Source organism: Corynebacterium ulcerans, from assembly GCF_900187135.1.
Taxonomy (GTDB): Bacteria; Actinomycetota; Actinomycetes; order Mycobacteriales; family Mycobacteriaceae; genus Corynebacterium; species Corynebacterium ulcerans.
Map to the genome: position 1 here is coordinate 2,166,581 of NZ_LT906443.1, position 26,133 is coordinate 2,192,713.

A 26,133-nucleotide genomic window follows, 5' to 3' on the forward strand; every position below is an offset into this window, starting at 1 on the left:
CGAATACGCTGTTATATCGACAGGGCGTGGCTATTACTCGGACTGGTTGATCACTACCTCGGTGATTCTGTGGATGGTAAAACGATGCATGGAACCGTCGATAGGATCTACGGCAGAAAGCTGACCACTAGAAACAGTGATGGGCGTGACCACCCTATGCACTGCGTGGCCATGTTTATCCACGAATCCGAGCGTGACGGTGCGCTTGGCACGAATCGCCGACTGCAGCGCGCTGAGAACTCCTGAGCCATGAACTGTCGCTTTTGTTCCAGCCGCGACGGCTTCCTTAGCCACATCATGTCGCAGAATAGACGCTATGGCGGCGGCAATATGTGCCTCATTGTCTTCCTCTGGGTGCTGTGACCGCAGTGGCGTGGACACACGAGAAGGCGCGGGGCGGATATCGATGCTGATGCCATTGGCGTCTTCAGCCACCGGGTGGAAGCCCTCTTCGCGCAGCGCCTGGAGCACTCGAACCAAGGGTGCTTGTGATATGGCAACAGTGGGCGCGATGAGCCTGAGCCCAACAACTTCTGCAGCGGAGGTTCGGCTTACTTCTAGCAGTAAAGCTTCATCGGCGCAGCGTAGATAACTCACGGCGGGCCCGCCTCTTAAAGAGCCGTGACGACGCGCGACGTCGGTGATGAGATACTCGATAGATTGTGGCAGCTCACCCAGGACATGAGCTCTGAGAAAACCTGTGAGCTCTTCAGGCGTACGCCCTGCGTCTAAGGCACGTCGTACGCTTGATTCCGTGATGCGATAGACGCTAGCCAACCCCATTGATTCGGCCTCGCCCAAAAGTGTCATCTCTTGCATAAGAAGCTGGGGCAATGGACCAGGCGCAAGGATTGTCATATCGGCTTGTGGGATGAGCTGTGTGACCTCTGCAGGGGTTAATGATTGCGTTACCTGATCAAGACGTGAAAGCGCAGTGGACTCGGTTCCGTTGACAAGGGTATCTAGCACAGAAGTAGTGCCATTGCTTGCGGTAAGCACGCCGATCCAACGAGCTTCTGCAATGAGTTGATCAATATGCTCAGGGGAGACCCTAGACACACGCAGCGGGGCTGTAAAACCGATATGTGCGCGGAGTGAATGGTCAGAAATGCCTGAAGACGTGGAATGCTGTGCTGCAGTCCGCAGGGTTAGTTCACGCAGCAACGGTAGTTTCTCATTCCACGTGGCTGGTGAGAGGAAGCGCTGGGGTTTGCCCTTATCATCTAGGGTATTGACCATCCAAGGGCGCAAAACCCCATGAAAATACCAGCCGTACACCAACTGTGACCATTGGTGAGCCAGCGGAGAAACGAGCCATTCGTCGGCGCGGTGAGTCGGGCAGAGATAGTCACCTCCTGTGTCGTCGGCGGGGAGAGGATCTGGTACTCCTCTGGCGACCAAGTCACAAGATATAGCCAGGGACATAACACGCAGGGCTGTGAGTTCGTCGGAATCAAGAAACCGGGTGAGCGTGGTGACGCTACGAACTCCCAGAACTCCGTCTTTGAGCAGAGGCATGGGATCATGCCCGAGCTCTCGAAGAAGTATCCGCATAAGGCGTACTACCTCTAGACCAGTTCCGGCGCTATTCTCATCATTCTTGCTGGACGCAGCGAACTCCACGCGGGAACTCGGTAGTACAGGGATAAGCGGTGGCTGTTGGCCTCTCAGAAGGTATCTCACAGGCATAGAGAGGCGAACAGTCGTGGAGTCAACCCTGATAAGAAGCCCTTGCGCGATCAGTCGCGGTATCGGTCGCTGAGGGTCTGCGTCAGGAGCCGCATCTTTGGTTATTCCTGTGCCTCCGGATCGATCAAGGGTAGCGAGGATTTTATGATCGCGTTCATCCAATGCATCCAGAATCTGCTGGAAATCAGTTTCTTCTTGTGCGCTCACTCCAAATAATTGCCACCCGGTAGGAAGTGCATTCATCGCCTCAGGGACAACCTTGAAAGACGCGGGGGAACCATACATGAGAGCACGCAGTACAAGTGCGGTAACAGCTTCTTTGACGAGTACATCAAGGTTGTCAGGGGCTTGTTTCCCAAGATAGCGGTGGATTGCATCCACCAGATTGGGGGCAACCACAGGTTCGAGTTCTGCTCCAAGGGAACTGGCCGCCTCAAGCGTTAAGAGCTCGAATGCGTTGAGAGACATCAATGCACGTGCCAAGGATGCGCGTAACTGTAAACGGGCAGCTAATGAGGATATTCCAGGAGGAAGCGGGTGGGTGACGTCGGGTCTATTTTTCAGGATGGCTGCGAGGTTTTCCTCGTCGAGGGAACTCAACCACTCGCGGAAACTAAGGGGCCACGGAGAAGGTGCAAAAGAAGAGCGCATGATGGTATCTCAGTTTAGTTGCTCTTTCAGATGACTTTTACCCCTAAAGTTTGAAACAATAGGACACATGGCAAACATGGAGAAAAAAGGATACGTCGATCCGGGCTGGCCTGCACACGTCCCGGGTGGCGGGCACGCTGTGACCGAGCTTGTGGCTAAAGTCGCTGGTGCTAATAGCCCGTGGGGCGACATCGAGCTACCTGTTCCTGCAGAAGAAACTGGTTATGTTCACCCTTATACCCGGGTGAATAAGTAACCTGTAGCTCCACTATCTGCGGCGTCTTCCTTGTCTAACAAGTGAGGGCGCCGCAATTTTGTATGCAAAAGAGATAAGTCCCGTTACCGCCAAAGAGATTAGCGTAACGGGACTTACATTTTAGGCGTGTTTTACATGCCCATAACGGTATCGATTACCTGGCGGTTTGCCTGGTAGAAGGCATCGAAATTGTTGTTGTTTGCCTGGTAGAAGGCATCGATTTCAGGGTGAACCCCGATGCCATAGCCAGCAAGGCGCTCCTTGACTACCTTGTAAACCGCATCGACGGCAAGTTTATCGGCGTTTTGTCCGGATGCAGCTGCGTAGTTTTGTGCGTCATCAACAATCTGCTGTAGCGGTGCTGGTGCAGATGCTACAGAATCGCGTGGCGTGGGTGCCGAGTTAAGCCCGAGCTTTGCTGAGCAGGAAGGCCATGCGCCCCAGCCCTGAGAAGCAAGAACCTTTTCTGCGACGGCGATCTGCTGCTCACGGGTAGCTTTATCAGCAGTTGGTGCGTACTGCCCACCGCCAAAGCCTTTCCATGTGCTTGCAGAGAACTGGATGCCACCGTAGTAGCCGTTGCCGGTGTTGATTGCCCAGTTACCACCGGATTCGCAACCTGCAAGACGATCCCAGTCGGAATCTGGTGCAGCAGAAGCTGTAGGAGCGAATAGGGTAGCTGCTGAGCCGACTGCAACAGTAGAAGCTGCAATCTTAGCCAGCGCAGAAGCGGACTTACGAGCGTGACGTGCCATTAAAGAAAGTTTCCTCTCGTTGTGCCGCCGAGAATCATGGTAAGTGCCAGAGGCGTGTTGTTTGTCTCTAGGACACAACGCGCATCTGACGAGAATGAACCGCACGCCCGATCCGTATGTATCGAGCGTGGTGGCCAACCACGAGCCCCTGTCTGCTGAGTGAGTTGTGTGTAGTTGGTTGGGCCGGAGCCCAACCGCGAACGGTCAATTCCTCTGCATCTTGTGCGTAGACCGGCTCGATATCCAGACAGGGGCTGGCGAAGATATCGGACGGTGGCCTACGCGATGCTCGATTGACCACGGTACTGGTTTATAACGGTTGTGTCACGTTTTTCTTTCTTTTTAGTGGTGAAATTCCTGGGAGTTTTTTGGAAAAACGCTGGTCAAAGGCTGTTGTTGTGAGATGGAAATTTTTTATCACAGAGGCTAAAAAGAAGGCGTTTTTTAGAAATCTGCACCTTATCGCTGTTTTTATTGTGGCCGTGTGAGGTGGGTGTGACGGCGTCTTGAGCTGCTTTTGAAATGAGCTATACTTTGACTTTTACTGTCTCAAACTTTCCCTGGGAAAATAGTGCATAGGCCGCCGCATCGTCTGAGGAATAATAATCAGTCGCGGTGGTTTCTTTTATTGCTGGCTTCAGCGGGAAATGTGCGATAAATCTCGGATCGGCACAGAGGGCTGGTGTGGGAGTCAGTGAAACTAGGTACCTGTCATACTTGACTCTGAGTGTTTGATTGCGTGATTTGCTGCGGTTTTGTGTGCGAATATCGCAAGATAACCATGAGGATCATGTAGATAAAATATGGAAGGAGTCTTGTCGTGCCGATTGGCAGAGTTCGGTGGTACGACCCCGAAAAGGGCTACGGATTCGTTTCTAATCCTGGAGACGAAGACTGCTACGTGGGCAAAAATGTGTTGCCGGCGGGCGTCGATAAGCTTGAAAAAGGTCAGCGAATCGAGTTTGATTTTGCGGACGTGGGGAAGAAACCTCAGGCATTACGCATAAAAATTCTTGAGGCGCCCAAGACACGTAGGCCGCAACATCGGCATAAGCATAGCCCTGAGGAACTTCACGGCATGGTGTCGGATCTTGTGACCATTTTAGAGCTCAAGGTGCAGCCAAGTCTGAGAAGCGGACGGTTCCCAGAGCGTAAAGACGGTCGTCAGATTGCTGGAATCCTTCGAGCAGTGGCAAAGGAACTTGATTCCTAGAAGCATAAGAAAATACCGACTATGAAGAACGAAATGTCTTTATAGTCGGTATTTGTCTTTTTGAAGAAGACTCTTAAGTCACTGTGGTGCGTATAGACCAGGTGACTGTGTAAGGAGTTTCCTCGCCTTTCTCGTCATGGCCTATGAGTACGGAAGAGACTTCAATAACAACAAGTTTTGTGCGATCCTGGGAATCTTTTTTCAGGGGAGTGGAAACCGGAACAGTGACTTCGGTTGTCTCATGTGCGGTGTAAAAAGACTGGTCGTTTGCTACGGGATCGTCATAGATTTTCAGTAAAGTCCAGTCATGGTCAGAAACCTGTGGTGGAACTTTGACGGTGAGCTCCTGATCCGCGTTCACCGTTATAACCGGAACAGTGTTTTCCGGGCATGTGACACCGGGTTCGCAGATGCTAAAAGGGAAAACCTCTTGGCTAGATGAGGGCGAAGAAACCTCGATCGAGACCTCACGTGGTTCCTTTTCTGGACGGTTATTCCACCACGTTTGGAATGCTATTGACCCCGCTACCACTATTGCTACAGCCACGATGAGGGCAGTGATTTGAATGAGGTTTCTGCGTCGAGTTGTGCGACTAGCCATGGTGAGCAATACTACCTCGCCTGGAGAATTACGGGGATATGCGCTGGACAAACCGAACGCGGTAGAGATCCGGCCACCGTTTGCCAGTGATATAAAAGTTGTCTGTGCCCGGTATATGGGCAATGCCGTTGAGCACGTTGTCAATATCTGGTTGTGCGTTGTTGGGGATACGGGAGGCGTCGATACGCTCTCTGACAACTCCACTGGTTGCGTCGATACCTAGAATGTCGGTGGATAAAAACTTATTTGCATAAACGGTATCGGTTTGTGTCTCCGAGCTTGCAGGAACGCACTCCAGCTCGTTGATTCCCTCTACTGGTATGGATTGTCCCTGGGGGTTGAACATATGAACAGAAATCCGCTTTATTTCCTCAAAAGTTAATGGGTCGAGAATGCGTAGGCTGCTCGTGCCATCGGACATGATTAAGCGATCCGGAAACGCGCATAACCCCCAGCCTTCACCCGAATACGTAACACGTGCGGTTTCCTTCAATGAGCCAGGATCGCGTTGGATTGCAACATTATTTTTCCATGTTAGCTGCCATATTTTTCGGGACTCACCTTTCGTTACCGTGATGCCTTCACCAAATAAAGAATCGGGGAGCTGTTCACGTAGTGTCTGGGCATTGTCCACAGAGGTGCGGTAGATCGAGCTGGTTCCGTATCCACCCGTTCCTACGATTAGAGATTGGCCGTCTACTTCGAGGCCCTGAGTAAACGATTGTGAATTGAAATCATGACGCGAGATTATTTCTGCTTGTAGCTCTAATGGTGGCTCGAGAGGTTCTTGTGATGGTGGTTGGGAAAACTCAGCGGGAGAAGCACACGACGTAATACCAAGTGCGATAGAGAGCAGCCCCATGGAAAAAACCTTTATAGCGGGTGTCTTCTTATGTGAAGGACGTGGTTGTTGTAGCGGCGGCAGCAGTGGGGTAAGGGCTTTCATCGTGTGGGTGAAACGGTGCAATCGCATAGCAGTTATTGTGCCCTCAATGTGCTGATTGTAGGTAGATGCTGGATAATAGGGGAGTGCCGAACAGACGTAATACTAAAAATAGCCAGTCCGGCCCGTTATTGAGTGCTAAGGCGCTTTCAGTCGCACGACACGCCCTAGAGGAGCTGGGGGAGGGCGGAGTCGGAGCCCACATCGGGGTAAGAAACGTCAGTGAGACCTCCGCGACACATCGCTTTGTCGCGGACGTGCCTGGATATAACGGGTGGGAATGGAACGTGGTGGTCGCATGTGCGAGTGGCTCTTGTTGGGTAACGGTGAGCGAACTTGCTCTTGTTCCTGGCCAAGAAGCTTTGCAGGCGCCCGATTGGGTCCCTTACCACCAACGAGTTCAGCCGGGGGATCTTGGTCCTAATGACTTTATGCCGCCTCGACCAGATGACCCACGGCTTACTGAAGACCCAGAACAAGCCGCTTATGATTTTGGTACTCCGAAGAAACTCACAAAAACGGGAATCCAGACAGCCTCGGATCGATGGAAAGGCGGAGCCTTTGGACCTTCGTCGGAATACGCGAAAAAAGCAGTCCACAACTGTGGCGGATGTGCGTTTTACTTTCCGCTCGCAGAGCCGGTAGGAAATGATTTTGGTGTATGCGTCAATGAGTACTCAGCAGATGGCCGGGTAGTGCATACGACTTATGGATGCGGTGCGCATACCGATACCCCGCCCGCTGAGCCGCTTGGGGTAGCCGAAAATAGCCCCTTTGATGATGAAAAACCAGAAATTTTTCCAGCTGGTACTAACCAATAAATATGGTGGTTTTAACCCCCACCCCTGGGCAGCAGCTTTGTCACCGATTCTGTCGCTTTTGAGGCACAAGAAACGACAAAAATGACTCATTTTAGGGATGAATCCGCTGTGTGTTGGCTATTTTCGGTTTGATCCAATTGCTCCTGAATGGGAATATCTTTTTGCGGAAGTTTTTCCGAGGTATCCCTCTTTTAAACATTTGGAGCGAATCAGATGGCTTCTATGCCTACTTCTGATCAAGCAGCGCCGAAGCAGACTGAGAAGTCTCGCGGCGCGTTCGATCGCTATTTCAAGATCAGTGAGCGTGGTTCAACAATTGGAACCGAAGTTCGTGCAGGTGTGGTCACGTTCTTTGCGATGGCTTACATCATCATCCTTAACCCTCTCATCCTAGGGACGAGTCCTGACTCCGAGGGAACAGTACTTGGTATTCCGCAGGTGGCCGCAGCTACTGCTTTTGTAGCCGGCGTAATGACGATTCTTTTTGGTGTTATTGCCAAATACCCCTTTGGCATCGCGGCCGGCCTTGGCATCAACACCCTTGTTGCGGTCTCTATGGTCTCCACTGAGGGGCTGACCTGGGCAGAAGCCATGGGCCTGGTAGTTCTCGACGGCGTGATCATCGTCATCTTGGCGGTTTCTGGTTTCCGTCAAGCGGTGTTTGATGCCATTCCTAAGCCGATGATCGCCGCTATGAGCGTTGGTATCGGCATGTTCATTGCTCTTATCGGGCTTGTCGACGCCGGCTTTGTGCGCCGACTCCCAGATGCTGCACACACTACTGTCCCAGTCGGATTGGGCACCAATGGTTCGATTGCTTCGTGGCCTACCTTTGTCTTTATTATCGGCCTGCTGATTTGTGGCTTCATGGTAATCCGCAACATTCGTGGCGGTCTTTTCATCGGCATCGTGGCGACCACAATCATCGGCATGATCGTAGAAGCCTTGACTGGTGCTGGCTCTTCCGTGGATAACCCCACCGGAGGTTGGAGTCTTGCAATCCCGATGATCCCGGAGGGCTTTGGCGGAATCCCAGATCTTTCCCTCGTTGGTAACGTCTCTCTCTTTGGTGCTTTTACCAAGGTTGGAGCCCTAGCAGCTACCTTGCTGCTGTTTACCCTCGTGTTGGCTAACTTCTTTGACGCAATGGGAACCATGACGGCACTAGGAAAGCAAGCACGGCTTGTCGACGACAACGGCGTACTCCCGGACATGAAGAAGGCACTTGTTGTTGAGGGCGCAGGTGCAATTATCGGTGGGGGCGCCTCTGCTTCCTCTGCGACTGTTTACGTTGACTCTGCTGCTGGTATTGCAGACGGTGCTCGTACCGGCCTGGCTAACGTGGTCACAGGCCTTCTCTTCCTCCTCGCGATGTTCCTTACACCGTTGTATGAGATAGTGCCGATTGAAGCAGCTGCACCGGTCCTCGTCGTGGTTGGTGCAATGATGATCGGGCAGGTGAGCGAGATTGACTTTACAAAGTTCAACATTGCGCTCCCAGCCTTCCTCACCATCGTCATCATGCCTTTTACCTACTCGATCGCTAATGGCATCGGCGTCGGTTTCATTGCCTTCACATTGATGACCCTCTTTGCTGGAAAGGCTAAAGAGATCCACTGGATTATGTGGCTGGTCTCCGCATTGTTTGTGATGTACTTCTCCATAGACCCGATTATGTCGGCTCTTGGCTAAGTATTAGTGGACAGTTATGTCCCATGAGACTCCCGATTACGGCATGCCTGTGCCTGATCGGGAGTTTCGTTTTATTAAGTGAGGAACTCTTGATGTTCTCACAAGGGGTTCTTCGAGCTGCCGAGGCGCTGAAGAATCCCCATGCGCGATAACATGTAATGCGTGACTGAACAACCAACTCCATCGGCGCTGAACATTGTGCATATCGCAGATGCCGAAGACCCGCGTCTTGATGATTTCCGCGACCTGAATCATTCCGACAATCGGCCAGATCTTCCTGGTGGCAAAGGTTTGGTCATTGCCGAGGGGCCGCTGGTGGTTGGCAGGCTTATGCAATCGCGTTTTCCCGTCCGGTGCCTCATTGGTTTTCCCGCAAAACTCGAATCATTTCTTAGTGATCCTGCGATGGCTGAGCTGGTACGCGATATTCCCGTCTATTCCCTGGATCGAGAGACGCTGGCGAGCGTGGCTGGTTTTGATATGCACCGCGGACTGCTTGCGGCAGCCGACCGCGTGACGGGGTTATCCATCGCAGAAGCCATATCTGAAGCATGCACCGTCGCCATACTCGAGGGAGTAGGCGACCACGAGAACATTGGTTCAATGTTCCGTAATGCTGCAGGAATGGGCGTTGACGCTATCTTGTTTGGCAATGGTTGCGCGGACCCTCTGTACCGCCGCGTCGTGCGTGTTTCCATGGGACATGTGCTTCGGACACCTTTTGCTCATTTCGGCGGCAAAAGAACCACATGGCAGCGAGAACTAGAGGAACTGAAAGATGCCGGTTTCCATCTGGTTTCTCTGACACCTCACCCCGAGGCTGACCACCTTGCAGATGCGCTTGTCGACGCCACCGGACGCCCGTATAACAAAGTGGCACTCTTAGTAGGCGCCGAAGGCCCGGGGCTTACCGAGCACGCTATGCGCGCAACTGATGTGCGAGCTCGCATTCCGATGGCACCCGGAACTGACTCGCTTAACCTTGCCACGTCCGCCGCTATTGCTTTTTATGAGCGTGACAGGTCGCTGAGGTAATTAGGGGCGGTCGGTGTGCCTCAGCTTTTCAGCTAGCTTGCGGGAAAAAGTTCGAATCTTTTTCCCTGCAGCAACAGCGAGGTGCTGGGCCACATCCTTTGACACTTCGGCGTAACGGGCCAGCTCTGCGGTGACCGGCGGCTCGGAGCCATGCTGTTCATAGTCGTCATAGTCATTTCGGGATTCCCCCAGTCCGAGCTTGGAAGAAGCCGTGGTGACCAAAGACTGAATGCTCTTTTTCTGGTCGGAAGGATGATCCACGAGTTTGGGCTCGGGCCGGCCGTCAACGGCAAAGGCTGCTACGTTGATATCGGATGCATCCTCGACGTCAAAACCGAGCCATTGCCTTTGAGCCTCATGTACGAGTTCAATGGGCCAGAAAGGCAGGGTAATGCCTCCGGTATCTTCTGCTTTTTCTCCTGCCCAGTAGGGATTTTCAAAGGGTTCTGGAAGCCCTAGATCCTCATATACGCGTTCTCTACGGGCAGAAAAAGACCGCCGCAAGGTGTCGCCAGTCCAATGGGCAAACGCTCCTAATCCGGTCTCCTCATTGATCGCAAAGGCATAGACATCCGCCGCCGGGATACAGGAACGAAGTTTTGGATTAAGCTCGGATAGGTTAGTAGCGTCGGCTACACCTGTCTGGATGATCGAAAGCCCCTCAAATCCCGCGATATAGAATTCATGGGGGGAAGCCTGAGCCGAACGATTCAAAGAAAACTGGCCAATGGGAGTGATCGGCCAGCGCGGATTTAGTTGGGCGAGTAATTTTCGGCCAAACCCCCGGTCAGCTCGGGGCTGCTTTGCTATAACCGCGCCGGGGTCTGCGGTTGTGACAAACCACAAGGTCACCACGGCGTCATGACGCGGAGCTGAGGGATCTCCATAATCGGGTGTGCTCATAAGAATCGTTCCTTATTGCAAAGAAGTAACAAGGGGGAGGGAAGCGATAAAACGGGGTGGGAGTAGTTAGGATCGGGGACGCTTAGTGCTGGTGCGTACACCAAGTAGCACGTCTTCCCAATGGGGAGTTACAGCTTTGCGGCGACGCTTAGAGGGAGCTTTAGGCTGTTGTTCTGGACGCTGGAAGAATCCCTCTCCAGAAACCTCTATGGAATCTTGAGAAGAAATCTCTCGCTGCGGCTCTTCGACATCTGTGATAGGGGGAAGATCATCACGAGTTTTTTCAATCTCCGACTCGGCGTGTGGGTCATCGGAAACCTCGGGAGACGGGGCAGCATCAAAGACCTCAACCGCGCGTGGTCTTCCTACTGGGGAGATTGTTCGCACGGGTTGGATGAAATCGGGATCGATAAGATCTGCGGCAATTCCGTTTCGTGCAATTGCGGTGGTAGAGGACATACTATTGCGGTGGTAAGACCACTCTGCGGTGAGGTCGCTGACACCGGATTTCCATGACACAGTAGCGATCCATTGTCCGGAAGTATCGCGATATGCATCCCATTGTGTGGTCGATAAATCAAGGCCGCGAGCTGCAAACGCAGTGGCCAATACTTCCCACAGCGTAAGACGCGCCGGCCCGTCATCGCGTACGGGATGCGACTGCTTAGCCATATCTGCGATGCGTGCGCGCTCCAACAAGACTGGGTGTGCGTAAGGCTCAATACGAGATTCTGTGACCCCGTTTTCTTCTGCGAGCTGGGCTACGGTTGCGCCTCCACGAATCCGATCCTGAATTTCCCGCGGTCTCATGGCCAGCGGTGTAGAGAGCCGAGGATCCATTTCTTTGGTGCGCAGCTCTCGTTGTCCATGTGCGTCTGTTACCGGGGGAATCGAGGCAATGTCAGCGGGACGAACCTGTTCCAGTTCGGAGGGCACCTCTGTCTCATCTGCTGAAGAATTAGTGTCAGCGGTATCCACCGCTGCAGAAGATTGATCCTCGGAGGTCTTTCCTAACAGCGCGGCACGCAAGGAGTCGTCGACGACGAGGAAGTACTGGTCCTCAGGGGACTCAGAGGCGTGGAAGACAAGAGACGTCTTCGTGGACTCGCTTGGTATGAGAACGAGTTCCTGCATCAGTACTCCTTTGCTGTGATGATGGACATAACCATCCTCTACTTTAACGTAGCGATGCTTCCAACGGCCGGTGCTTGGCCGGCATGTGGGATGAATGCTTGTGGAAGCGTCATTGGGCGGCTGTCGTGGGCACTGAGAGAACTGTGGGATTTTAGGTGGCGTCGAAAAGCTTAACGACGCCACCTAGGGGGTGTTGTTGTCATTACGTGAGGGCGAGTGAATTGTCCAGGATGTAATCGATTGCGGATGTCAGGATTCTGACGTCTGAAGTCTCGATAGCTGGGAACATGCCGATGCGCAGCTGGTTACGTCCGAGCTTGCGGTATGGCTCGACATCAAGAATCCCATTCGTGCGAAGAATTCGAGCCACCTGTGCAGCATCGATGGAATCATCAAAATCAATGGTTCCCACAACGAGAGAGCGTTTTTCTGGTGAAGTAACAAAAGGCGTTGTTTCCTGACGAGCCTCAGCCCATTGGTAGAGAGCATCGGAAGAAGCGGTTGTGCGCTGCACCATGGCAGACAAGCCGCCCTGGTTATTCATCCACTGAACCTGTTGTTCCAGCATGAGCAGCGTGGATACCGCAGGCGTGTTATAAGTCTGATTTTTGCGGGAATTATCGACGGCTGTTTGTAGGTTGAGGAAGTCTGGGATGAATCGACCGGAAGAATTGATCTTCTGGATACGTTCCAAAGCTGCTGGGCTCATCGCAGCAAGCCAGAGACCGCCGTCGGAGGCAAAGCATTTTTGGGGTGAGAAGTAATAAACGTCAGCTTGGTCGATCTCTACGGGAAGTCCTCCCGCCCCTGAGGTTGCGTCAATGACTACCAGCTGGTTCTCAGAGCCTATAGGACGGAGTACTGGAACCATAGCGCCCGTGGACGTCTCATTATGTGCCCAGGCTAGAACGTCACAGCCGTCTAAAGCGACGGGGGTTGGTGCGTCGCCAGGTTCTGCGGAAATGATGGTGGGTTCTTGTAACCAGGGGGCTTTGGCCGCTGCACTAGCAAATTTCCCAGAAAATTCGCCATAGGTGAGGTGTCCGGATTTGGATTCGATCAGGCCAAAGGTAGCGCAATCCCAAAAGGCAGTAGCTCCGCCGAGGGACAGGACGATTTCATAGCCATCGGGAAGATTGAACAGGGAGGAAAGGCCTTCCCGAATATTGCCCACAACGTTTTTGACTGCGGGCTGACGGTGTGAAGTTCCCATAATTGTGCGACCTTTTTCGGTGATCGCTAGGAGTTGCTCTGTGCGGACTTTTGAAGGTCCGCATCCAAATCGAGGGTCAACGGGGAGAAGATCGCTGGGTAGTACGGGGAACTCGCTCATGCTCATGCTTTCTGGAGATTGGACGCTGCCTCGGACTCTCACGGAAACGTGTGAGTTGAATGTCACAGCCAGTCCGAATAGTACCGGCAAAGTGCATAAATTACTAGGTCTTTTCTGTTGATAATTAGGTTTGGTAATTAGCAAATTGCATCATTGCAGGATGGTTGTGGGGTGGGGTTGCTTAAGGGGGTGTGGTGGGTGATTTTTGCAGTATGTTGTGGGTTATGACTGGGGGTGAAGTGATGTACTGTAGGGTGAGTCACAAAATTTGCTAAGCTGTGAATTGCTCGACCGAAAAGCTGTAAAGCTGGCCAACATCTTTATGAGCAAAGTGATGCATAAAGTGAGCTTTGTATGTTCAGCTGTTGGCTCATACTCGGCTGGGATGGGTGCGGTTATTTTGTGAAAAGAATGACGGCACCTAGTGCTAGATTGCTCTGACTGGGTGCGGTAACCTGCACTTATTTAGATACTTTCCCGATGGACACTACGTGCTGAATGGGGGTAGCGATACCTTCCAGCCGTCGTATAAGGAGACACCGTGCTGATGCTAAAAGTCCGAAAAGGTTATAGTTTTGGGCAACGGCGTCTCGCCTTTAACGATTAATACGGCGTCCTTCTACACCTGAATAGGCGTTAATTTAAGTACAAATTGAAAGGGAAGCTGTGGCTACTGACAACAAAGACAAGGCTGTACTCCACTACCCCGGTGGTGAATATGAGATGGATCTCATTCACTCATCCGAGGGCAACGACGGCGTTGTGTTAGACAAACTGCTCTCTGAGACCGGTCTCGTTACATTCGATCCCGGTTACGTCAGCACCGGTTCGACCGAGTCGAAAATTACGTACATTGACGGCGACAATGGCATCTTGCGCCACCGTGGCTATGACATTGCGGACCTTGCAGAGAACGCAACCTTCAATGAGGTTTCTTATCTGCTGATCAAGGGACATCTGCCTACGGTGGAGGAGCTGCACAGCTTTAATTCTGAGATCCGTCACCACACCCTCCTCGACGAGGACTTCAAGGCACAATTTAATATCTTCCCACGTAACGCTCATCCGATGTCTGTTCTTGCATCGTCGGTGAACATCCTTTCCACCTATTACCAGGATCAGCTCAATCCTCTGGATGAGGCACAACTGGATAAAGCAACGGTTCGTTTGCTAGCTAAAGTCCCGATGCTTGCGGCTTATGCGTACCGCGCTTCTAAGGGTGCTCCGTACATGTACCCGGACAACTCTTTGAACGCCCGTGAGAACTTCTTGCGTATGATGTTCGGCTATCCTACCGAGCCTTATGAAGTCGACCCAGTCGTTGCTAAAGCTCTGGATAAGCTGCTTATTCTGCACGCAGATCACGAGCAGAACTGTTCTACATCGACAGTCCGTATGATCGGATCCGCACAGGCCAACATGTTCGTTGCCATCGCAGGCGGCATCAACGCACTGTCTGGCCCACTGCACGGCGGTGCCAACCAAGCTGTTCTGGAAATGCTGGACGATATCGCTCAGAACCATGGCGGCGACGCAACCGACTTCATGAACCGCGTGAAGAATAAAGAAAAAGGCGTTCGCCTCATGGGCTTCGGTCACCGCGTGTACAAGAATTACGATCCTCGCGCTGCGATCGTGAAAGAAACCGCCCACGAGATCTTGGAGCATCTGGGTGGGGACGAGTTGCTCGATCTGGCCATGAAGCTGGAAGAGATTGCGCTTTCTGACGACTACTTTGTCTCCCGTAAGCTCTACCCCAATGTGGACTTCTACACTGGCTTGATCTACCGGGCAATGGGCTTCCCAACGGACTTCTTCACCGTGTTGTTTGCCATTGGTCGTCTTCCAGGCTGGATCGCACAGTACCGTGAGCAGCTGGCCACCACGACCAAGATCAACCGCCCTCGCCAGATCTACACCGGTGAGACTTTGCGTAAAGTGACGCCGCGCGAAGAGCGCTAAGCGTCGCAAAACCAGCTCCTCACAAAGCTTGCTGAGCTGCATTTTGAGGCCGAGCGCGTGAATTCCCAGTAAAGTGGAATAAACGCGCTCGGTTTTCGCGTGCCTCGTCTTGCCCTCAGCTGTTCGAGGCAGGCTATGAATCCGAGTTCATCCCCATTCAACGATCCTAGGAGTTAGAGATCCATGGAAAAGCCCCAGATTGAGGTGCCCGAAGGTCCGGCGCCAGAGGACATTGTTATCCTTGACGTCGTCGAAGGTGACGGTCCGGAAGCGCAGCCTGGTGGACTCGTCGAGGTTCACTACGTGGGTGTGGACTTTGAAACCGGCCAAGAATTCGATTCCTCGTGGGATCGTGGCCAAAGCATCGAGTTTCCGCTGTCTGGCTTGATCGCAGGCTGGCAAGAAGGAATCCCCGGAATGAAAGTGGGCGGACGTCGCCAGCTCACCATCCCGCCAGAGGCAGCGTACGGCCCAGCAGGCGGAGGACACCCCTTGTCCGGACGCACGTTGGTGTTCATGATCGATCTGCTCAACGTGGGTTAATTCTTTCCACGTAGAATAAAACCAAGAACCGCGCTGTTTCTTCAAACAGCGCGGTTCTTGGTTTTATTGGCTGCTAGCTGAGGGCGTCGGCAAGCTTTTCATAGTGGCGCAAGCGCTGTTCTCTTCCTACTCGCTGGGGCGCAAGCTGTAGCTCTGTAAACGCGGCGGAGACACTATGGAGCACTCGTTCGCAGAACAACTGGGGTTCTTCTGTGGCATCGGGGAGCTCGGGGATAATTGCGTCGACAATGCCTGCCGACGTCAACGCGAAGGCGGACACTCCCTGTTCTTCCATCATGGCTGGGGCGTGCTCAATATCGCGATAAATGATGGCGGATGCGCCTTCCGGAGGTAGCGGGCTTAACCACGCATGAGTGGTGGCCAAAACTTTATCCGCAGGAAGCAGTGCCAATGCACCCCCACCGCAGCCCTGGCCCAAAATAACGGAGACGGTGGGAACATCAACAGAGACGAGCTCTCCCAGGGTACGAGCGATTGAGCCGGCCATCCCGGTTTCCTCGGCATGCGCGCTCAGCTCCGCGCCGGGAGTATCAATGATTGAAAGCAACGGTAATTGCAGATCGTGGGCTAGCTGAATACCTCGTCGGGCGCATCGTAACGCCTCTGTTCCCAGTTGGGACTCTGCAAAGGGGGGTTGTGCATGTCTATCTTGTCCCACAATGACCACCGTGCGGCTCTCAATCCGGGCCAGGGCGACGACAACAGACGGTGAGACCCTTCCGTCGCCGCTTCCTGATAACTCAATGTAGTTCGATTCACCTATCGCAGATAGGAGTGACTGGATCCCCGGACGATCGTTTCTGCGTGTGGCTGTGATAGCTTCCCATGCGCTGGGAATGGACTCTTGCTCCAGAGCAGGGAGTTGAGAGTGATTGCTTGTAGTGGAGGGAATGAGCAGCACGTTGACTATCTTGTTAAGCGCTGCTCGTAGCTGTTGGGGAGAAACTACTCCGTCTATAACGCCTTTGGCAGCAAGATTTTCGCCAGACTGCACCCCTTGGGGAATCGGGCTTCCTGTGGTGAGCTCTACTACCCGGGGGCCGAGGAAACCTAAAAGCGCTTCTGGCTCTGCAAAAGTGAAATGCCCTGCGGAGCCCCAAGAAGCCATGACTCCGCCGGTGGTGGGGTTACGTAGATATACCAAAAACGGCAGGTGCGCGTCCTTATGTCGATAGACCGCGGTGGTAATGGACACCATAAGCGCGAATGCGGGAGTGCCCTCTTGCATGCGCGTCCCTCCTGAAGAAGGAGAAATAAGTAGGGGGAGGCGTTCAGCCGTAGCACGATGGATGGCGTTGATAATTCTGCGAGCAGTAGCAGCGCCGATAGAACCGCCGAGAAAAGAAAATTCGCTGAGGATAATGGCTACGCGATGCCCGTAGATGGTTCCTTCCCCTGTGATAACAGATTCATCCACACCAGATTTTTTGCGGGCAGTAGCCAGGGCCTCTTGGTAACTTTCGGAAATATCTCCATAGCGTGGGGGAGTATCCCAAGAACAAAAAGAGTCGCAGTCTAGAACGTCAGTAATCAATTCGTGTGCGGATGTGCGCGTCATGTGACCACGATAACGGTTTTAAAAGGGAAAAGACGCGTGAATCTGGACAAAAGCGTGTCTGGGGGTACCTGGTGGGAATCGTCCGAGTAGGCGAAAACCCGTGCACACATGAGAACGGGGAAGTCCTGTGCACGGGTTTGCTGTTTGGGTTAGAAGGCGAAGCCGGAGGCTTTAGAAGTCCTTACTTCTTGGTGATGATGCCACAAGCGATACGTGCGCCGGCATCACCAGTCTTGAGGGTTTCCTCATCTGGGCCGTTGGGAGCGTAACGCTCTGGGATGTTGGCATAGTTGTCGCGTCCTTCATGAACGATCAGGGACGTGCCGTCTGCGCCAAAGAGCAGGTCTTCATCAATAGCATCGGTGACTACCTCAAGGTGTCCTGTGCCGTCTGCATTTACTAGCAGAGAGGGAAGATCGCCTGCATGGGGGTGGTAGCCCTCACTATGCGGCTGGTTTTTACCGTGCAGGTGTCCGCCGGCAGATTTAAAGTTGCCCTCACAAACTCCCTTGTCATGGACATGGAAGCCGTGGAAACCTGGGGTAAGGCCCTTTGCTGACACTGTAATTTTGGTGCCGGCAGCGGTTTTGTCGAACTCGACGGTGCCTACACCTTCACCGGATTGGTTCTTTAGCTCAGCGGTAGCAAAAGCATGCGAGTTGGCTGCGGTGGAAGCCGCGGAGGTCATGGCTTTGTCTGCGGAGTCCTTTGTTGCTGTTGAGTTCGAACAAGCACTGAGGACCGCAATGCTTGAAACTCCGACCAGTGCTACTGCAGCGCGGAGTGCCAATGTGCGAGACATGTTTTTCCTTTCGTGGAAATTACCTATATAAAGGCCTAACCAGGGGTGTGGTTAGCAAGACAGTATGCGCGTGCGCGATAGCTGTTGAGTACATTGTAGCGAAAACTGAGAATTGTATATATATCGCTCTTGTTCTTAATACTTCCGTATTGAAAATATTTAGCCCTGAACTGGGTGTTTTCGTTTCGGGAAAGTTTTTCAAGGCTGAGATGAACGTCAAAGATATAGGTAAAAGCATTGGAACAAGGGGGATAGATTGAAGCATTGTGATTAATGGGCTACGGGTTAATACATAGGTATGTCAAGGGTGCAGTCGTAACATCTCTCGCTCTTCTCTTGTGTCCCGCCATCGCTGGGCAGAAGGATGTGCTTGGGTGAAGTGAAAAGATAGAGAACGGATGAATGCCAAGCGAAGCTTCTTGGTTTTCTCTAAGATCGGCTCCAAGGCAGTATTGCGACGCTCAACGGGCGATCTTCAAAGAGAGCTGTTGATTAACGTCTTCAACGTTTGAACCTGCGGGACTCCTGAGAGGTGAATGATGATGATTGATGCACAATCCGTTCCTACCGTGACACTCAATGATGCCACCGAAATGCCGATTATCGGGCTGGGAACGTGGGAATTACGCGGTGAAGATGCCGTCACTGCAGTGCGCAGCGCAATTGATCTTGGATATCGCCACATAGATACCGCCGCTCTGTATAAAAATGAGCAGGAGGTGGGCCGGGCTATTCACGATGCAATTGCTGCTGGCGATGTGACTCGAGATGAGCTCTTTATCACCACTAAAGCATGGAATGACATGCATGGTGCGGATAAAGTTCAGCGTGGGTTCCAGGATTCTCTTACAAGGCTCGGTCTCGACTATGTCGATTGCTATATGGTGCATTGGCCGTGCCCACAAAAGGGGCTGTACGTGGAAACATTTGAAGCTGTGGCAAAGCTACAAGGGTTAGGGCAGTTGCGGTCGGTAGCCGTAGCCAATTTCTACCCTGAGGTGCTTGAAGAGGTAACTCGTGCAACGGGTATTGCTCCTGCGGTGAACCAGATTGAATTGCATCCGGGATTCTCTCAATCTGACCAACGGGAAGTCCACCGCACGTTGGGGGTGGTTACGGAAGCATGGTCGCCGTTGGGGCATGGAGAGTCTTTGAGCGAACCTGTGGTGGCTGCGATTGCAAAGAAGTATGGAAAAACACCTGCTCAAATTATCTTGCGATGGATTGTGCAGCTGGGGTGCTCGGTTGTTCCTAAGTCTGCTCACCTTGATAGGCAGCGTGAAAATATCGATATTTTCGATTTTGAACTCAGTGAAGAAGAGCTGAAAGCGATGACCGCGCTCGACGCGACCGGCGGAAGAGCGTTCCCGGATCCTCGCGAATGGCCAGGTCTGGAAGATTAAGCTTTTCGACGCCCATCAGATGGGTAGCAGGTGCTCTAGCGCAGAGCGCCTGTGCTGTGAAGGGTGAAAAGGACCCCGTGTAGGAGGAGAGATGGGATTGCTTGAACATGCTTGGGAGGGTGGTGCCTCGCGGGCCCTGGGTGGGGTAGAAACAGTCAAGGTATCGTCTGATGGCTTTGTGCGGCACATAGTTATAGATAGGGATGAGCGTCGGAACGCTCTTTCACGTGACATGTGCTTAGCCATTGCACATGCGGTTGCCGAGGCGTCTGCTGCGGCCGTCGATAATGCGTCGGTGCGTGCGGTCGTGATTAGTGGGGTGGGTCGGGCCTTTTGTGCAGGTGCAGATCTTGGTTCTTCTGTGGAGGAGCAAGGCTCGGATGGTGCAGTGTACGGCTCCGATTTTCATGATGCGCTCTTTGCTATGCTGCATTCGATTATTCAGGCGGAGGTGCCGGTAATCGCCAACGTGCAGGGGCCTGCGGTGGGGGCCGGAATGCAGCTTGCATTGGCGTGTGACCTCCGTGTTGTTGGGGAATCGGCCTGGTTTAAAATTCCAGCCGTGTCTTTGGGCTTTGCGCTTGACGGGTGGACGATAGGACGTGCTCAAAAGCTCTGCGGAGGTGCCTTTGCTAGGAACCTACTCCTTGCCGGTGCCACCTTGACCGCGGATGCAGCCCTGGCTAGTGGCTTTGCCGTAATTCGGGGTGATCATGCTGCAGCGGTTGCTTTTGCACATGAGATGGCGGGTTTGGCGCCTCTTGCCGTGCGTCAGCTCAAGGGGGCGCTTAACTATGGTGAGACTGATTATGGGTTAGATGAGCAATCGCAAGTGTTATTTTCTCGGTGCTGGTCCAGTGAGGATATGAGGGAGGCGCGGCAAGCGCGGTCGGAAAAGCGAGTGCCGCAGTTTAAGGGGCGATAACCCCTGAGATTGTTATTGATTACTACGGATAAAAGGTGGGTCCTTATAGTGGGCCCACCTTTTTGTAGTCAAAATGTAGCGATGAAACTTGGTGAGTAGGACCTCAATACGGAAGGCAAAAGCAGAGGGTAAAACCGCGAAAACTTGTGGATACGGGATTAACAAAATTTGCAAAAGCCTGATTGTGGAAAATTTGGGGGTGGGGTTGCGTTCTTATTTATGCAGTAAAAGAACGTTGTAGGGGGTGGTTGGTGTGCTGCGGCGAGGCCGGTTTGGGAAATTTACTATCCAAATATCTTGTGACTTAGGTAACTTTTATCCATTGAGTTTGTGACCCGGCTCTCACGGGTTGGACTCTCAACATCTGAAACCCCCGAACACTTCAGAGGAAAGGAGCATTCGAGATGAGTGCACCAACTGAGGCGCATGGCGTACGGCAGCCGACTGCTGCAGAGTTTCGTGCCATGCAAGTGAGCCCCCAGTTCAAGGAGCTGAAGCGAACATACCGTTCCTTCACCTTCCCGATGAGCATTGCGTTCTTCGTCTGGTACCTCGTATTCGTTATCGCAGCGACCTATGCTCCAGATTTTATGGGGACAAAAGTGGTTGGCTCGATCAACCTAGGCGTGATCCTAGGAATGACGCAGTTCCTGACCACTTTTGTGATCACGTGGGTCTACATCAAGTACGCAAACAAGAACATCGAGCCGCGTGCACGTGCGATTCGTGAAGAAATGGAGGGCTAAACATGACTACCTCTTATCTGGCAGCGGAATCGTCTGCAGGAAACCCAGTCCTTAACATTATCGTCTTCGTCGCTTTCATCGTGATTACGATGGCCGTTGTTTTGCGTGCAGGTAAATCCACCAAAGAAGCCTCCGACTTCTACACCGGTGGCGGAACCTTCTCTGGAAAACAGAATGGTTTGGCTATCGCAGGCGATTACCTTTCGGCTGCCTCCTTCCTAGGCATCGTTGGAGCCATCGCCCTCAGCGGTTATGACGGATTCCTCTATTCCATTGGCTTCTTCGTCGCATGGCTTGTTGCTTTGCTCCTCGTCGCAGAGCCACTGCGTAACGTCGGGCGCTTCACCATGGCCGATGTTCTGTCTTTCCGCCTTAAGCAGAAGCCAGTCCGTGTGGCTGCGGCCTTTGGTACTTTGTTTGTTTCGCTGTTCTATCTGATCGCTCAGATGGCGGGTGCCGGTGCGCTGGTCTCCGTGCTTCTTGATCTGCACAGTAGGGCAGCTCAGTCGATCGTCGTTGCTGTTGTGGGCGTTATCATGATCGTCTATGTTCTGATCGGCGGTATGAAGGGCACAACCTATGTTCAGATGATCAAGGCAGTGCTTCTCGTTGGTGGCGTGACCATCATGACAGTTCTGGTTTTTGTGATGGTAAAAGGCGGTCTCTCAACCCTTCTTGATCAGGCTGTTTCCACGCATGGAGCTTCCGAGTACTTGGCAAAGAAGGGCTACGATGCCTCCCAGATTTTGGAGCCAGGCCTAAAGTATGGCGCTACGGCAACGTCTAAGCTTGATTTCCTCTCACTAGGTATTGCACTGGTGCTGGGAACAGCTGGTCTGCCACACGTCCTGATGCGCTTCTACACAGTGCCTACCGCAACGGAAGCACGTCGTTCAGTCACCTGGGCAATCGTCTTGATTGGTGCTTTCTACCTGATGACCCTGGTTCTCGGATTCGGCGCTGCCGCTCTCGTTGGCCCAGACCGCATCATGTCTGCACCGGGTACTGCTAATGCTGCAGCTCCACTCCTTGCTCTGGAACTTGCCGGTCCTGTCTTCATGGCTCTGATCTCTGCCGTCGCCTTTGCTACGGTTCTCGCTGTGGTGGCTGGCCTCGCTATTACCGCTTCTGCATCAGTGGCTCATGATATCTACGACGCAGTGCTCCGTGATGGACAATCTACCGAGGAAGAGCAGGTGCGTGTCTCCCGGATCACCGTTATTGTGATCGGTGTCGCGGCTATCGCCCTGGGTATCCTGGCAATGCAGCAAAACGTGGCCTTCCTGGTCTCCCTTGCCTTTGCTATCGCTGCTTCTGCAAACCTGCCGACGATTCTGTACTCGCTGTACTGGAAGAAGTTCAACACCACAGGTGCTGTTGCCTCGATCTACACCGGACTCGGTGCGGCACTGCTGCTGATTATCTTCTCCCCAGCAGTATCGGGGTCGCCTACATCGATGATCCCAAGCGTCGACTTTGCTTGGTTCCCGCTGACCAGCCCCGGCATCGTCTCCATCCCGCTGGCCTTCCTGGCCGGTTACATCGGAACCTTGGTGGGCAAGCCCGATAACTTTGATGACCTGCAGGCTGAGATGGAAGTTCGTTCCCTCACCGGTGTTGGCGTCGAAGCTCCAGTGGATCACTAGTCCCGAACCTAGTCGCATCCCCGTAACCTAACGGATTTCCGTTCACAGACCTCCGCGGTGAGTCATCACCGGAGCTTGCCGCGGTGTTCGGGGTATCTGGTGGTGTCCGGCGTTGAGCGATCAGCGTCGGACACTATTATTGTCCGCATGGATAGTGGTTCGGGTGCGACAGAATATTGCGCGCCGTATCTACCGCGGTGGAAGTGTGTGCCACTGGTTGTTTCCGCGGCCGCTCTTATGGCCCTTCCCTTTGTATCGGGGGAGGGGCCTTCTGGTGATTCTGCCCTTGCCACTCTAGGGCAACCTAAGGCCTCGGCAGCAGATATTCCCAGCGCCCCACTCGTGTTTGATACCGCAGAGCCATTGCAATCGCCTGGTGTGGATTGGCTGCGCGACCAAGTTACATATGTGAATATACGCACGGGAGAGCACCGTGGTACCGCAGCAGAACGAACTGCACGGCCAGCTCTGAGTCTGAGCAAGCTGTATATCGCGGACTACGTTTTTGAGCATGGAACTCGTAAAGAACAAGCAAAAGCCGTTCGGATGATCCAAAAATCGGACGACGATATAGCAGACGAGCTTTTCGACGCCTACCCGGATTGCATAGACGCGACAGCCAGGAAATATAACTTAGAGGCTACAAAAACTGTTGGCCGCTGGGGCTATTCGTATACGTCAACGTATGATGTGGTTCATTTTATTGTGCAGCTGCTGCGGGAAAATCCCGAGTCTAAGGTTCTTACCGCCATGCGCTCGGTTGCGAGTAAAGCAAGCGATGGCACTGTACAAGATTTTGGTACGTACACGCTGCCTGGGGTGGAGGGAACCAAACTTGGCTGGTCAAATGATGGAGTTCTACACTCGTCGGTGTCTTTTGGATCCGATTTCGTTGTGGCTGCAGCTGTGGTGGGAACGCAAAAAGACTTGACTGATCTAGTTCAGCATCAGATCTTGAGGAAATAACTAAGCGGCGACCTTTGTATACTAGGCCGCCGCTTTATGTTTGCGCTAGCGCAGGTTAATCATCTTGAGCAAGTCAAGTGCAGCGTTAATCTGTGCCTGCTGTGGTGCAGGAATATTGACAGGAAGCTGGGACGAGAGCTGCTGGAGATCAGGGAGACCCGGAATTACAGGAGCAGGGTTTCCGGGAATAAACGGTGGTGCTGTCGGAGCTGCGCCGGGGAGCCATTGGCCCCAATCCGAGGCATACACGTTGTTGATATCCACGCCGATGCCGGAGATTTTGCTTGCGTATCCAGCTTTCTGGTGGATCGTGGTGCGTGGGTGGATTCGGCCGTTGGAACCCCAATCATGTTGCCAGAAGAAAGAACCAAGACGATCAGCAATAGCCCAGTCGATCACGTTGTAGTTGCCGTAGATGCCAAGACTATAACCAGCGGCATTGAGTGCCGAGCCAAAAGCCTGCAAATATGGGCGGATCTGGTGGTCGTATTGGGCGCGCGTTGGATTGTCATCAATGGCCACGTAGATCGGGCGACCTTTAGGACCGCCTGCAGCGATGTGGAGGGCAATGGCTTGTGGCGCATGGACTACCGCACCGGCGGCACCCTGCTTCCAGTCTGCGGTAGCATCCTTGCCAAACTGGTAAACAGACGCAGTGGCGAGTCCTAGAGCAGCATTTGTTGTGGTCTCTGCGAGCGTGACTGGTTTGCCTAGCATCCAACCTTCAGTGCCAGGGCGGCGTTGGGAAACATATCGGACGGCTCCAATGTGGCCTGCTGCTTTGACATCGTGTGCTCGGGGAACCCCGGCGGCAAAATCGATGACAGTTCCCAGGATCGGTCCAGGTGCGGCAGATGCAGCAGGCGTCACTGCCAGTGCGGCAGCACCACCGACAAAGGCGGCAGATGCCTTGAGGAATCCACGCCGGGACATCGGAGTATCAAAGTTGGGCATGCTTAATGACTTTCCTGTCTTTCAAACAGCGTAAAAGTGCTGGGTTGATCAGAGATATGCAGGTGGCAGCAAAACTCAGATACATGACACAAATGAGGTTTTTGGGTGTGTTTAAACCTCATGAGGTGAATTTTGATGCTACAGGCAATAGTTTTAACTACAGTAACACCTCTGGTCGTAAAGAACGAGGGGGAGAACACATCAAAATTCTGTTCCCTATCATCTACGGAAGCAGCCTTGTCTAGGAGTGCGAGGCGTCCTGAGTCTGCTGCAGTGACTCCGTATAAGCTTTCGCTGGTTTGAGATGACTAGCGAGCAAGGGGAAGAGAAGAACAGTGATAGACCCTGCAGCTACCATGATGGACGCATTCTCATGGCTCAATATGTGGGAAGCTGTGGCGACTTCTGTAACTGCCACGATGATCGGTAGGGCAGTTGCTGCAAACAGGCTCAGCTGTAATTTTTCTTTCCAATCTTTAAGCCCCGAACCGGTATTAAAGAACATCTCTCGTAAGAAGACTGGGAGGCCACGCGTGATGTAAATCAGCGGGATAAGAATGATGAGGAACCAGGGTTTTTCTGCTACCGCTGCGGGGTCAATGGCCATGCCCGAGCAAATGAAGAATACTGGTATGAGCAGGCTATAACCGACAATATCTAGACGTTGTTCCAGCGCTACCCGGTACTTTTGCGGAACCATTTGTCGCAGGATAAAACCTGCAGCGAAAGCTCCAAGGACCACATCTAATTCAAAGACTGCTGCGACAGCCATCAAAATGGCGAGCATTAACAAGATGAGTCGCAGGACTGTCTGGTTTGTTGACCCAGCTCCATCGACCATCGCACGTCCCATCCAGGGGAGGAACAATTTCACGGTCTTGGGGACAATGGCCACCACAATAGCGATGAGGAAGAACGCGAACAGGACAGCAGCTGTCGTCCATGTTGAGCGAGCCGACAGCAATAAAGCCATGGCCAAAATAGGGGCGATCTCTCCGATTGCGCCATGAATCATGAGAGATGATCCCACGGAGGTATTGAGTAGGTTTTGTTGCTTCATAATCGGCAGCAACGTTCCAATTGCCGTGGATGTAACAGCGATAGCAAGCACGATCGCTGTGGAGGAGTTATCAAAGCCCAAGATGGCAAAAGCTCCGAGGAAGCTCAACACCGCACATATGATCCATGTGGAAAGGCCGGAACGTCCTTCTTTTCCGCGGAGAGTTTCCGGATCAATCTCATAGCCAGCAAGAAGAAAAAGCATGCCTAGGCCGATTTCTTTGATTAATCCAACGCCTCCGGCTTCCGACGCCAGGCCCAGCACGTGGGGGCCGATGAGACATCCGAAAGCAATGAGCAATACGACAGCGGGGATACGTTTTCCCGTGGCGTAAGAAAGTAGAGGGGCTACGAGCGCGGCCGTCATGATCCACGCAAAGGACACAAGGGCATCGGTCTGGCTTGCCTCGGCCGCCAGAGTAATCTCCGCAGAAAAAGCGGAAGAAGCATACAACATGGAATAAATGGTAGAGCCACCTTGCTCAAAAACCTTATTGGCAGGGCAAGGTGGCTCGATACCGG

At 52.9% G+C, this 26,133-nt stretch carries 23 protein-coding genes; 12 read left to right on the forward strand and 11 right to left on the reverse strand.

Features of this window, described 5'->3' with window-relative positions; translation table 11 throughout:
• Positions 1–33 precede the first annotated feature (33 nt).
• Entirely contained in the window at positions 34–2,340 is a 2,307-nt protein-coding gene (locus CKV68_RS09810; protein WP_095076115.1) for a helicase-associated domain-containing protein, read from the reverse strand.
• Positions 2,341–2,407: 67 nt separating this feature from the next.
• Between CKV68_RS09810 and CKV68_RS09815 the strand changes: the two genes are divergently transcribed.
• The gene (locus tag CKV68_RS09815) at positions 2,408–2,596 is read left to right on the forward strand and encodes a hypothetical protein (protein ID WP_014836117.1); all 189 of its coding nucleotides are present in this window, start codon (positions 2,408–2,410) and stop codon (positions 2,594–2,596) included.
• A gap of 131 nt (positions 2,597–2,727) precedes the next feature.
• On the opposite strand, the gene CKV68_RS09820 is transcribed toward CKV68_RS09815, so the two are convergent.
• Positions 2,728–3,351 (reverse strand): resuscitation-promoting factor Rpf1 domain-containing protein, encoded by a 624-nt coding sequence (locus CKV68_RS09820; protein ID WP_013911021.1) that lies wholly within the window; start codon positions 3,349–3,351, stop codon positions 2,728–2,730.
• Positions 3,352–4,171: 820 nt separating this feature from the next.
• Here CKV68_RS09820 and CKV68_RS09830 point away from each other — a divergent pair.
• Entirely contained in the window at positions 4,172–4,564 is a 393-nt protein-coding gene (locus CKV68_RS09830; RefSeq protein WP_013911022.1) for a cold-shock protein, read from the forward strand.
• Between the two features lie 73 nt (positions 4,565–4,637).
• Here the strand turns inward: CKV68_RS09830 and CKV68_RS09835 are convergent, their stop codons facing one another.
• The gene (locus CKV68_RS09835) at positions 4,638–5,165 is read right to left on the reverse strand and encodes a DUF2771 domain-containing protein (protein WP_013911023.1); all 528 of its coding nucleotides are present in this window, start codon (positions 5,163–5,165) and stop codon (positions 4,638–4,640) included.
• 28 nt (positions 5,166–5,193) lie between these two features.
• The gene (locus CKV68_RS09840; RefSeq protein WP_095076116.1) at positions 5,194–6,138 is read right to left on the reverse strand and encodes a glutaminyl-peptide cyclotransferase; all 945 of its coding nucleotides are present in this window, start codon (positions 6,136–6,138) and stop codon (positions 5,194–5,196) included.
• Positions 6,139–6,194: 56 nt separating this feature from the next.
• Between CKV68_RS09840 and CKV68_RS09845 the strand changes: the two genes are divergently transcribed.
• The 3 genes from CKV68_RS09845 (at position 6,195) to CKV68_RS09855 (ending at position 9,656) form a co-directional block, all read left to right on the forward strand.
• On the forward strand, positions 6,195–6,929 hold the full coding sequence (locus tag CKV68_RS09845; protein WP_029975240.1) for a DUF3027 domain-containing protein: 735 nt from the start codon (positions 6,195–6,197) through the stop codon (positions 6,927–6,929).
• 213 nt (positions 6,930–7,142) lie between these two features.
• Entirely contained in the window at positions 7,143–8,621 is a 1,479-nt protein-coding gene (locus CKV68_RS09850; protein ID WP_013911026.1) for an NCS2 family permease, read from the forward strand.
• 162 nt (positions 8,622–8,783) lie between these two features.
• Positions 8,784–9,656 carry a TrmH family RNA methyltransferase gene (locus CKV68_RS09855; protein WP_029975239.1) on the forward strand — a complete coding sequence of 291 codons (873 nt, stop codon included), beginning with the start codon at positions 8,784–8,786 and terminating at the stop codon, positions 9,654–9,656.
• Here the strand turns inward: CKV68_RS09855 and CKV68_RS09860 are convergent, their stop codons facing one another.
• The 3 genes from CKV68_RS09860 to serC form a co-directional block, all read right to left on the reverse strand.
• The gene (locus CKV68_RS09860; protein ID WP_013911028.1) at positions 9,657–10,559 is read right to left on the reverse strand and encodes a DUF6928 family protein; all 903 of its coding nucleotides are present in this window, start codon (positions 10,557–10,559) and stop codon (positions 9,657–9,659) included. It lies immediately after the preceding gene.
• Positions 10,560–10,625: 66 nt separating this feature from the next.
• On the reverse strand, positions 10,626–11,693 hold the full coding sequence (gene sepH, locus CKV68_RS09865) for a septation protein SepH (protein ID WP_095076117.1): 1,068 nt from the start codon (positions 11,691–11,693) through the stop codon (positions 10,626–10,628).
• A gap of 202 nt (positions 11,694–11,895) precedes the next feature.
• Positions 11,896–13,026 carry a phosphoserine transaminase gene (serC, locus tag CKV68_RS09870; protein ID WP_095076118.1) on the reverse strand — a complete coding sequence of 377 codons (1,131 nt, stop codon included), beginning with the start codon at positions 13,024–13,026 and terminating at the stop codon, positions 11,896–11,898.
• Positions 13,027–13,692: 666 nt separating this feature from the next.
• Here serC and CKV68_RS09875 point away from each other — a divergent pair.
• Together CKV68_RS09875 and fkpA are read left to right on the forward strand one after the other, a co-directional pair.
• Positions 13,693–14,988 carry a citrate synthase gene (locus tag CKV68_RS09875; protein WP_013911031.1) on the forward strand — a complete coding sequence of 432 codons (1,296 nt, stop codon included), beginning with the start codon at positions 13,693–13,695 and terminating at the stop codon, positions 14,986–14,988.
• A gap of 183 nt (positions 14,989–15,171) precedes the next feature.
• On the forward strand, positions 15,172–15,531 hold the full coding sequence (gene fkpA, locus CKV68_RS09880; protein WP_013241465.1) for an FKBP-type peptidyl-prolyl cis-trans isomerase FkpA: 360 nt from the start codon (positions 15,172–15,174) through the stop codon (positions 15,529–15,531).
• 73 nt (positions 15,532–15,604) lie between these two features.
• Here fkpA and CKV68_RS09885 read toward each other — a convergent pair whose 3' ends face one another.
• Together CKV68_RS09885 and CKV68_RS09890 are read right to left on the reverse strand one after the other, a co-directional pair.
• A complete protein-coding gene (locus CKV68_RS09885) occupies positions 15,605–17,110 on the reverse strand; it encodes a carboxyl transferase domain-containing protein (protein WP_095076119.1) in 1,506 nt (501 codons plus the stop codon).
• Positions 17,111–17,291: 181 nt separating this feature from the next.
• Positions 17,292–17,912, reverse strand: a complete 621-nt coding sequence (locus tag CKV68_RS09890; RefSeq protein ID WP_013911033.1) for a superoxide dismutase family protein — start codon at positions 17,910–17,912, stop codon at positions 17,292–17,294.
• Positions 17,913–18,454: 542 nt separating this feature from the next.
• Between CKV68_RS09890 and CKV68_RS09895 the strand changes: the two genes are divergently transcribed.
• The 5 genes from CKV68_RS09895 to CKV68_RS09915 all read left to right on the forward strand — a co-directional run bounded on the left by CKV68_RS09895 (position 18,455) and on the right by CKV68_RS09915 (position 23,598).
• Complete coding sequence (locus tag CKV68_RS09895; protein WP_095076120.1) at positions 18,455–19,315, forward strand: aldo/keto reductase; 861 nt, start codon at positions 18,455–18,457, stop codon at positions 19,313–19,315.
• Between the two features lie 91 nt (positions 19,316–19,406).
• Positions 19,407–20,240, forward strand: a complete 834-nt coding sequence (locus CKV68_RS09900) for an enoyl-CoA hydratase (RefSeq protein WP_029975235.1) — start codon at positions 19,407–19,409, stop codon at positions 20,238–20,240.
• Positions 20,241–20,644: 404 nt separating this feature from the next.
• Entirely contained in the window at positions 20,645–20,986 is a 342-nt protein-coding gene (locus CKV68_RS09905) for a DUF485 domain-containing protein (RefSeq protein WP_013911036.1), read from the forward strand.
• 2 nt (positions 20,987–20,988) lie between these two features.
• A complete protein-coding gene (locus CKV68_RS09910) occupies positions 20,989–22,632 on the forward strand; it encodes a solute symporter family protein (protein ID WP_013911037.1) in 1,644 nt (547 codons plus the stop codon).
• Between the two features lie 147 nt (positions 22,633–22,779).
• Entirely contained in the window at positions 22,780–23,598 is an 819-nt protein-coding gene (locus CKV68_RS09915; RefSeq protein WP_095076277.1) for a hypothetical protein, read from the forward strand.
• Positions 23,599–23,643: 45 nt separating this feature from the next.
• Here the strand turns inward: CKV68_RS09915 and CKV68_RS09920 are convergent, their stop codons facing one another.
• Both CKV68_RS09920 and CKV68_RS09930 read right to left on the reverse strand, forming a co-directional pair.
• Positions 23,644–24,552 carry a DUF1906 domain-containing protein gene (locus CKV68_RS09920; protein ID WP_095076121.1) on the reverse strand — a complete coding sequence of 303 codons (909 nt, stop codon included), beginning with the start codon at positions 24,550–24,552 and terminating at the stop codon, positions 23,644–23,646.
• 241 nt (positions 24,553–24,793) lie between these two features.
• Positions 24,794–26,068 (reverse strand): cation:proton antiporter, encoded by a 1,275-nt coding sequence (locus CKV68_RS09930; RefSeq protein WP_013911040.1) that lies wholly within the window; start codon positions 26,066–26,068, stop codon positions 24,794–24,796.
• Between the last annotated feature and the right edge of the window lie 65 nt (positions 26,069–26,133).

Coding starts and splice junctions, on each gene's coding strand:
- CKV68_RS09810 (WP_095076115.1), bottom strand. CDS start 2,340: ATGCGCTCTTCTTTTGCACCTTCTCCGTGGCCCCTTAGTTTCCGCGAG.
- CKV68_RS09815 (WP_014836117.1), top strand. CDS start 2,408: ATGGCAAACATGGAGAAAAAAGGATACGTCGATCCGGGCTGGCCTGCA.
- CKV68_RS09820 (WP_013911021.1), bottom strand. CDS start 3,351: ATGGCACGTCACGCTCGTAAGTCCGCTTCTGCGCTGGCTAAGATTGCA.
- CKV68_RS09835 (WP_013911023.1), bottom strand. CDS start 5,165: ATGGCTAGTCGCACAACTCGACGCAGAAACCTCATTCAAATCACTGCC.
- CKV68_RS09840 (WP_095076116.1), bottom strand. CDS start 6,138: ATGCGATTGCACCGTTTCACCCACACGATGAAAGCCCTTACCCCACTG.
- CKV68_RS09850 (WP_013911026.1), top strand. CDS start 7,143: ATGGCTTCTATGCCTACTTCTGATCAAGCAGCGCCGAAGCAGACTGAG.
- CKV68_RS09860 (WP_013911028.1), bottom strand. CDS start 10,559: ATGAGCACACCCGATTATGGAGATCCCTCAGCTCCGCGTCATGACGCC.
- sepH (WP_095076117.1), bottom strand. CDS start 11,693: ATGCAGGAACTCGTTCTCATACCAAGCGAGTCCACGAAGACGTCTCTT.
- serC (WP_095076118.1), bottom strand. CDS start 13,026: ATGAGCGAGTTCCCCGTACTACCCAGCGATCTTCTCCCCGTTGACCCT.
- fkpA (WP_013241465.1), top strand. CDS start 15,172: ATGGAAAAGCCCCAGATTGAGGTGCCCGAAGGTCCGGCGCCAGAGGAC.
- CKV68_RS09885 (WP_095076119.1), bottom strand. CDS start 17,110: ATGACGCGCACATCCGCACACGAATTGATTACTGACGTTCTAGACTGC.
- CKV68_RS09890 (WP_013911033.1), bottom strand. CDS start 17,912: ATGTCTCGCACATTGGCACTCCGCGCTGCAGTAGCACTGGTCGGAGTT.
- CKV68_RS09895 (WP_095076120.1), top strand. CDS start 18,455: ATGATTGATGCACAATCCGTTCCTACCGTGACACTCAATGATGCCACC.
- CKV68_RS09900 (WP_029975235.1), top strand. CDS start 19,407: ATGGGATTGCTTGAACATGCTTGGGAGGGTGGTGCCTCGCGGGCCCTG.
- CKV68_RS09905 (WP_013911036.1), top strand. CDS start 20,645: ATGAGTGCACCAACTGAGGCGCATGGCGTACGGCAGCCGACTGCTGCA.
- CKV68_RS09910 (WP_013911037.1), top strand. CDS start 20,989: ATGACTACCTCTTATCTGGCAGCGGAATCGTCTGCAGGAAACCCAGTC.
- CKV68_RS09915 (WP_095076277.1), top strand. CDS start 22,780: ATGGATAGTGGTTCGGGTGCGACAGAATATTGCGCGCCGTATCTACCG.
- CKV68_RS09920 (WP_095076121.1), bottom strand. CDS start 24,552: ATGCCCAACTTTGATACTCCGATGTCCCGGCGTGGATTCCTCAAGGCA.
- CKV68_RS09930 (WP_013911040.1), bottom strand. CDS start 26,068: ATGTTGTATGCTTCTTCCGCTTTTTCTGCGGAGATTACTCTGGCGGCC.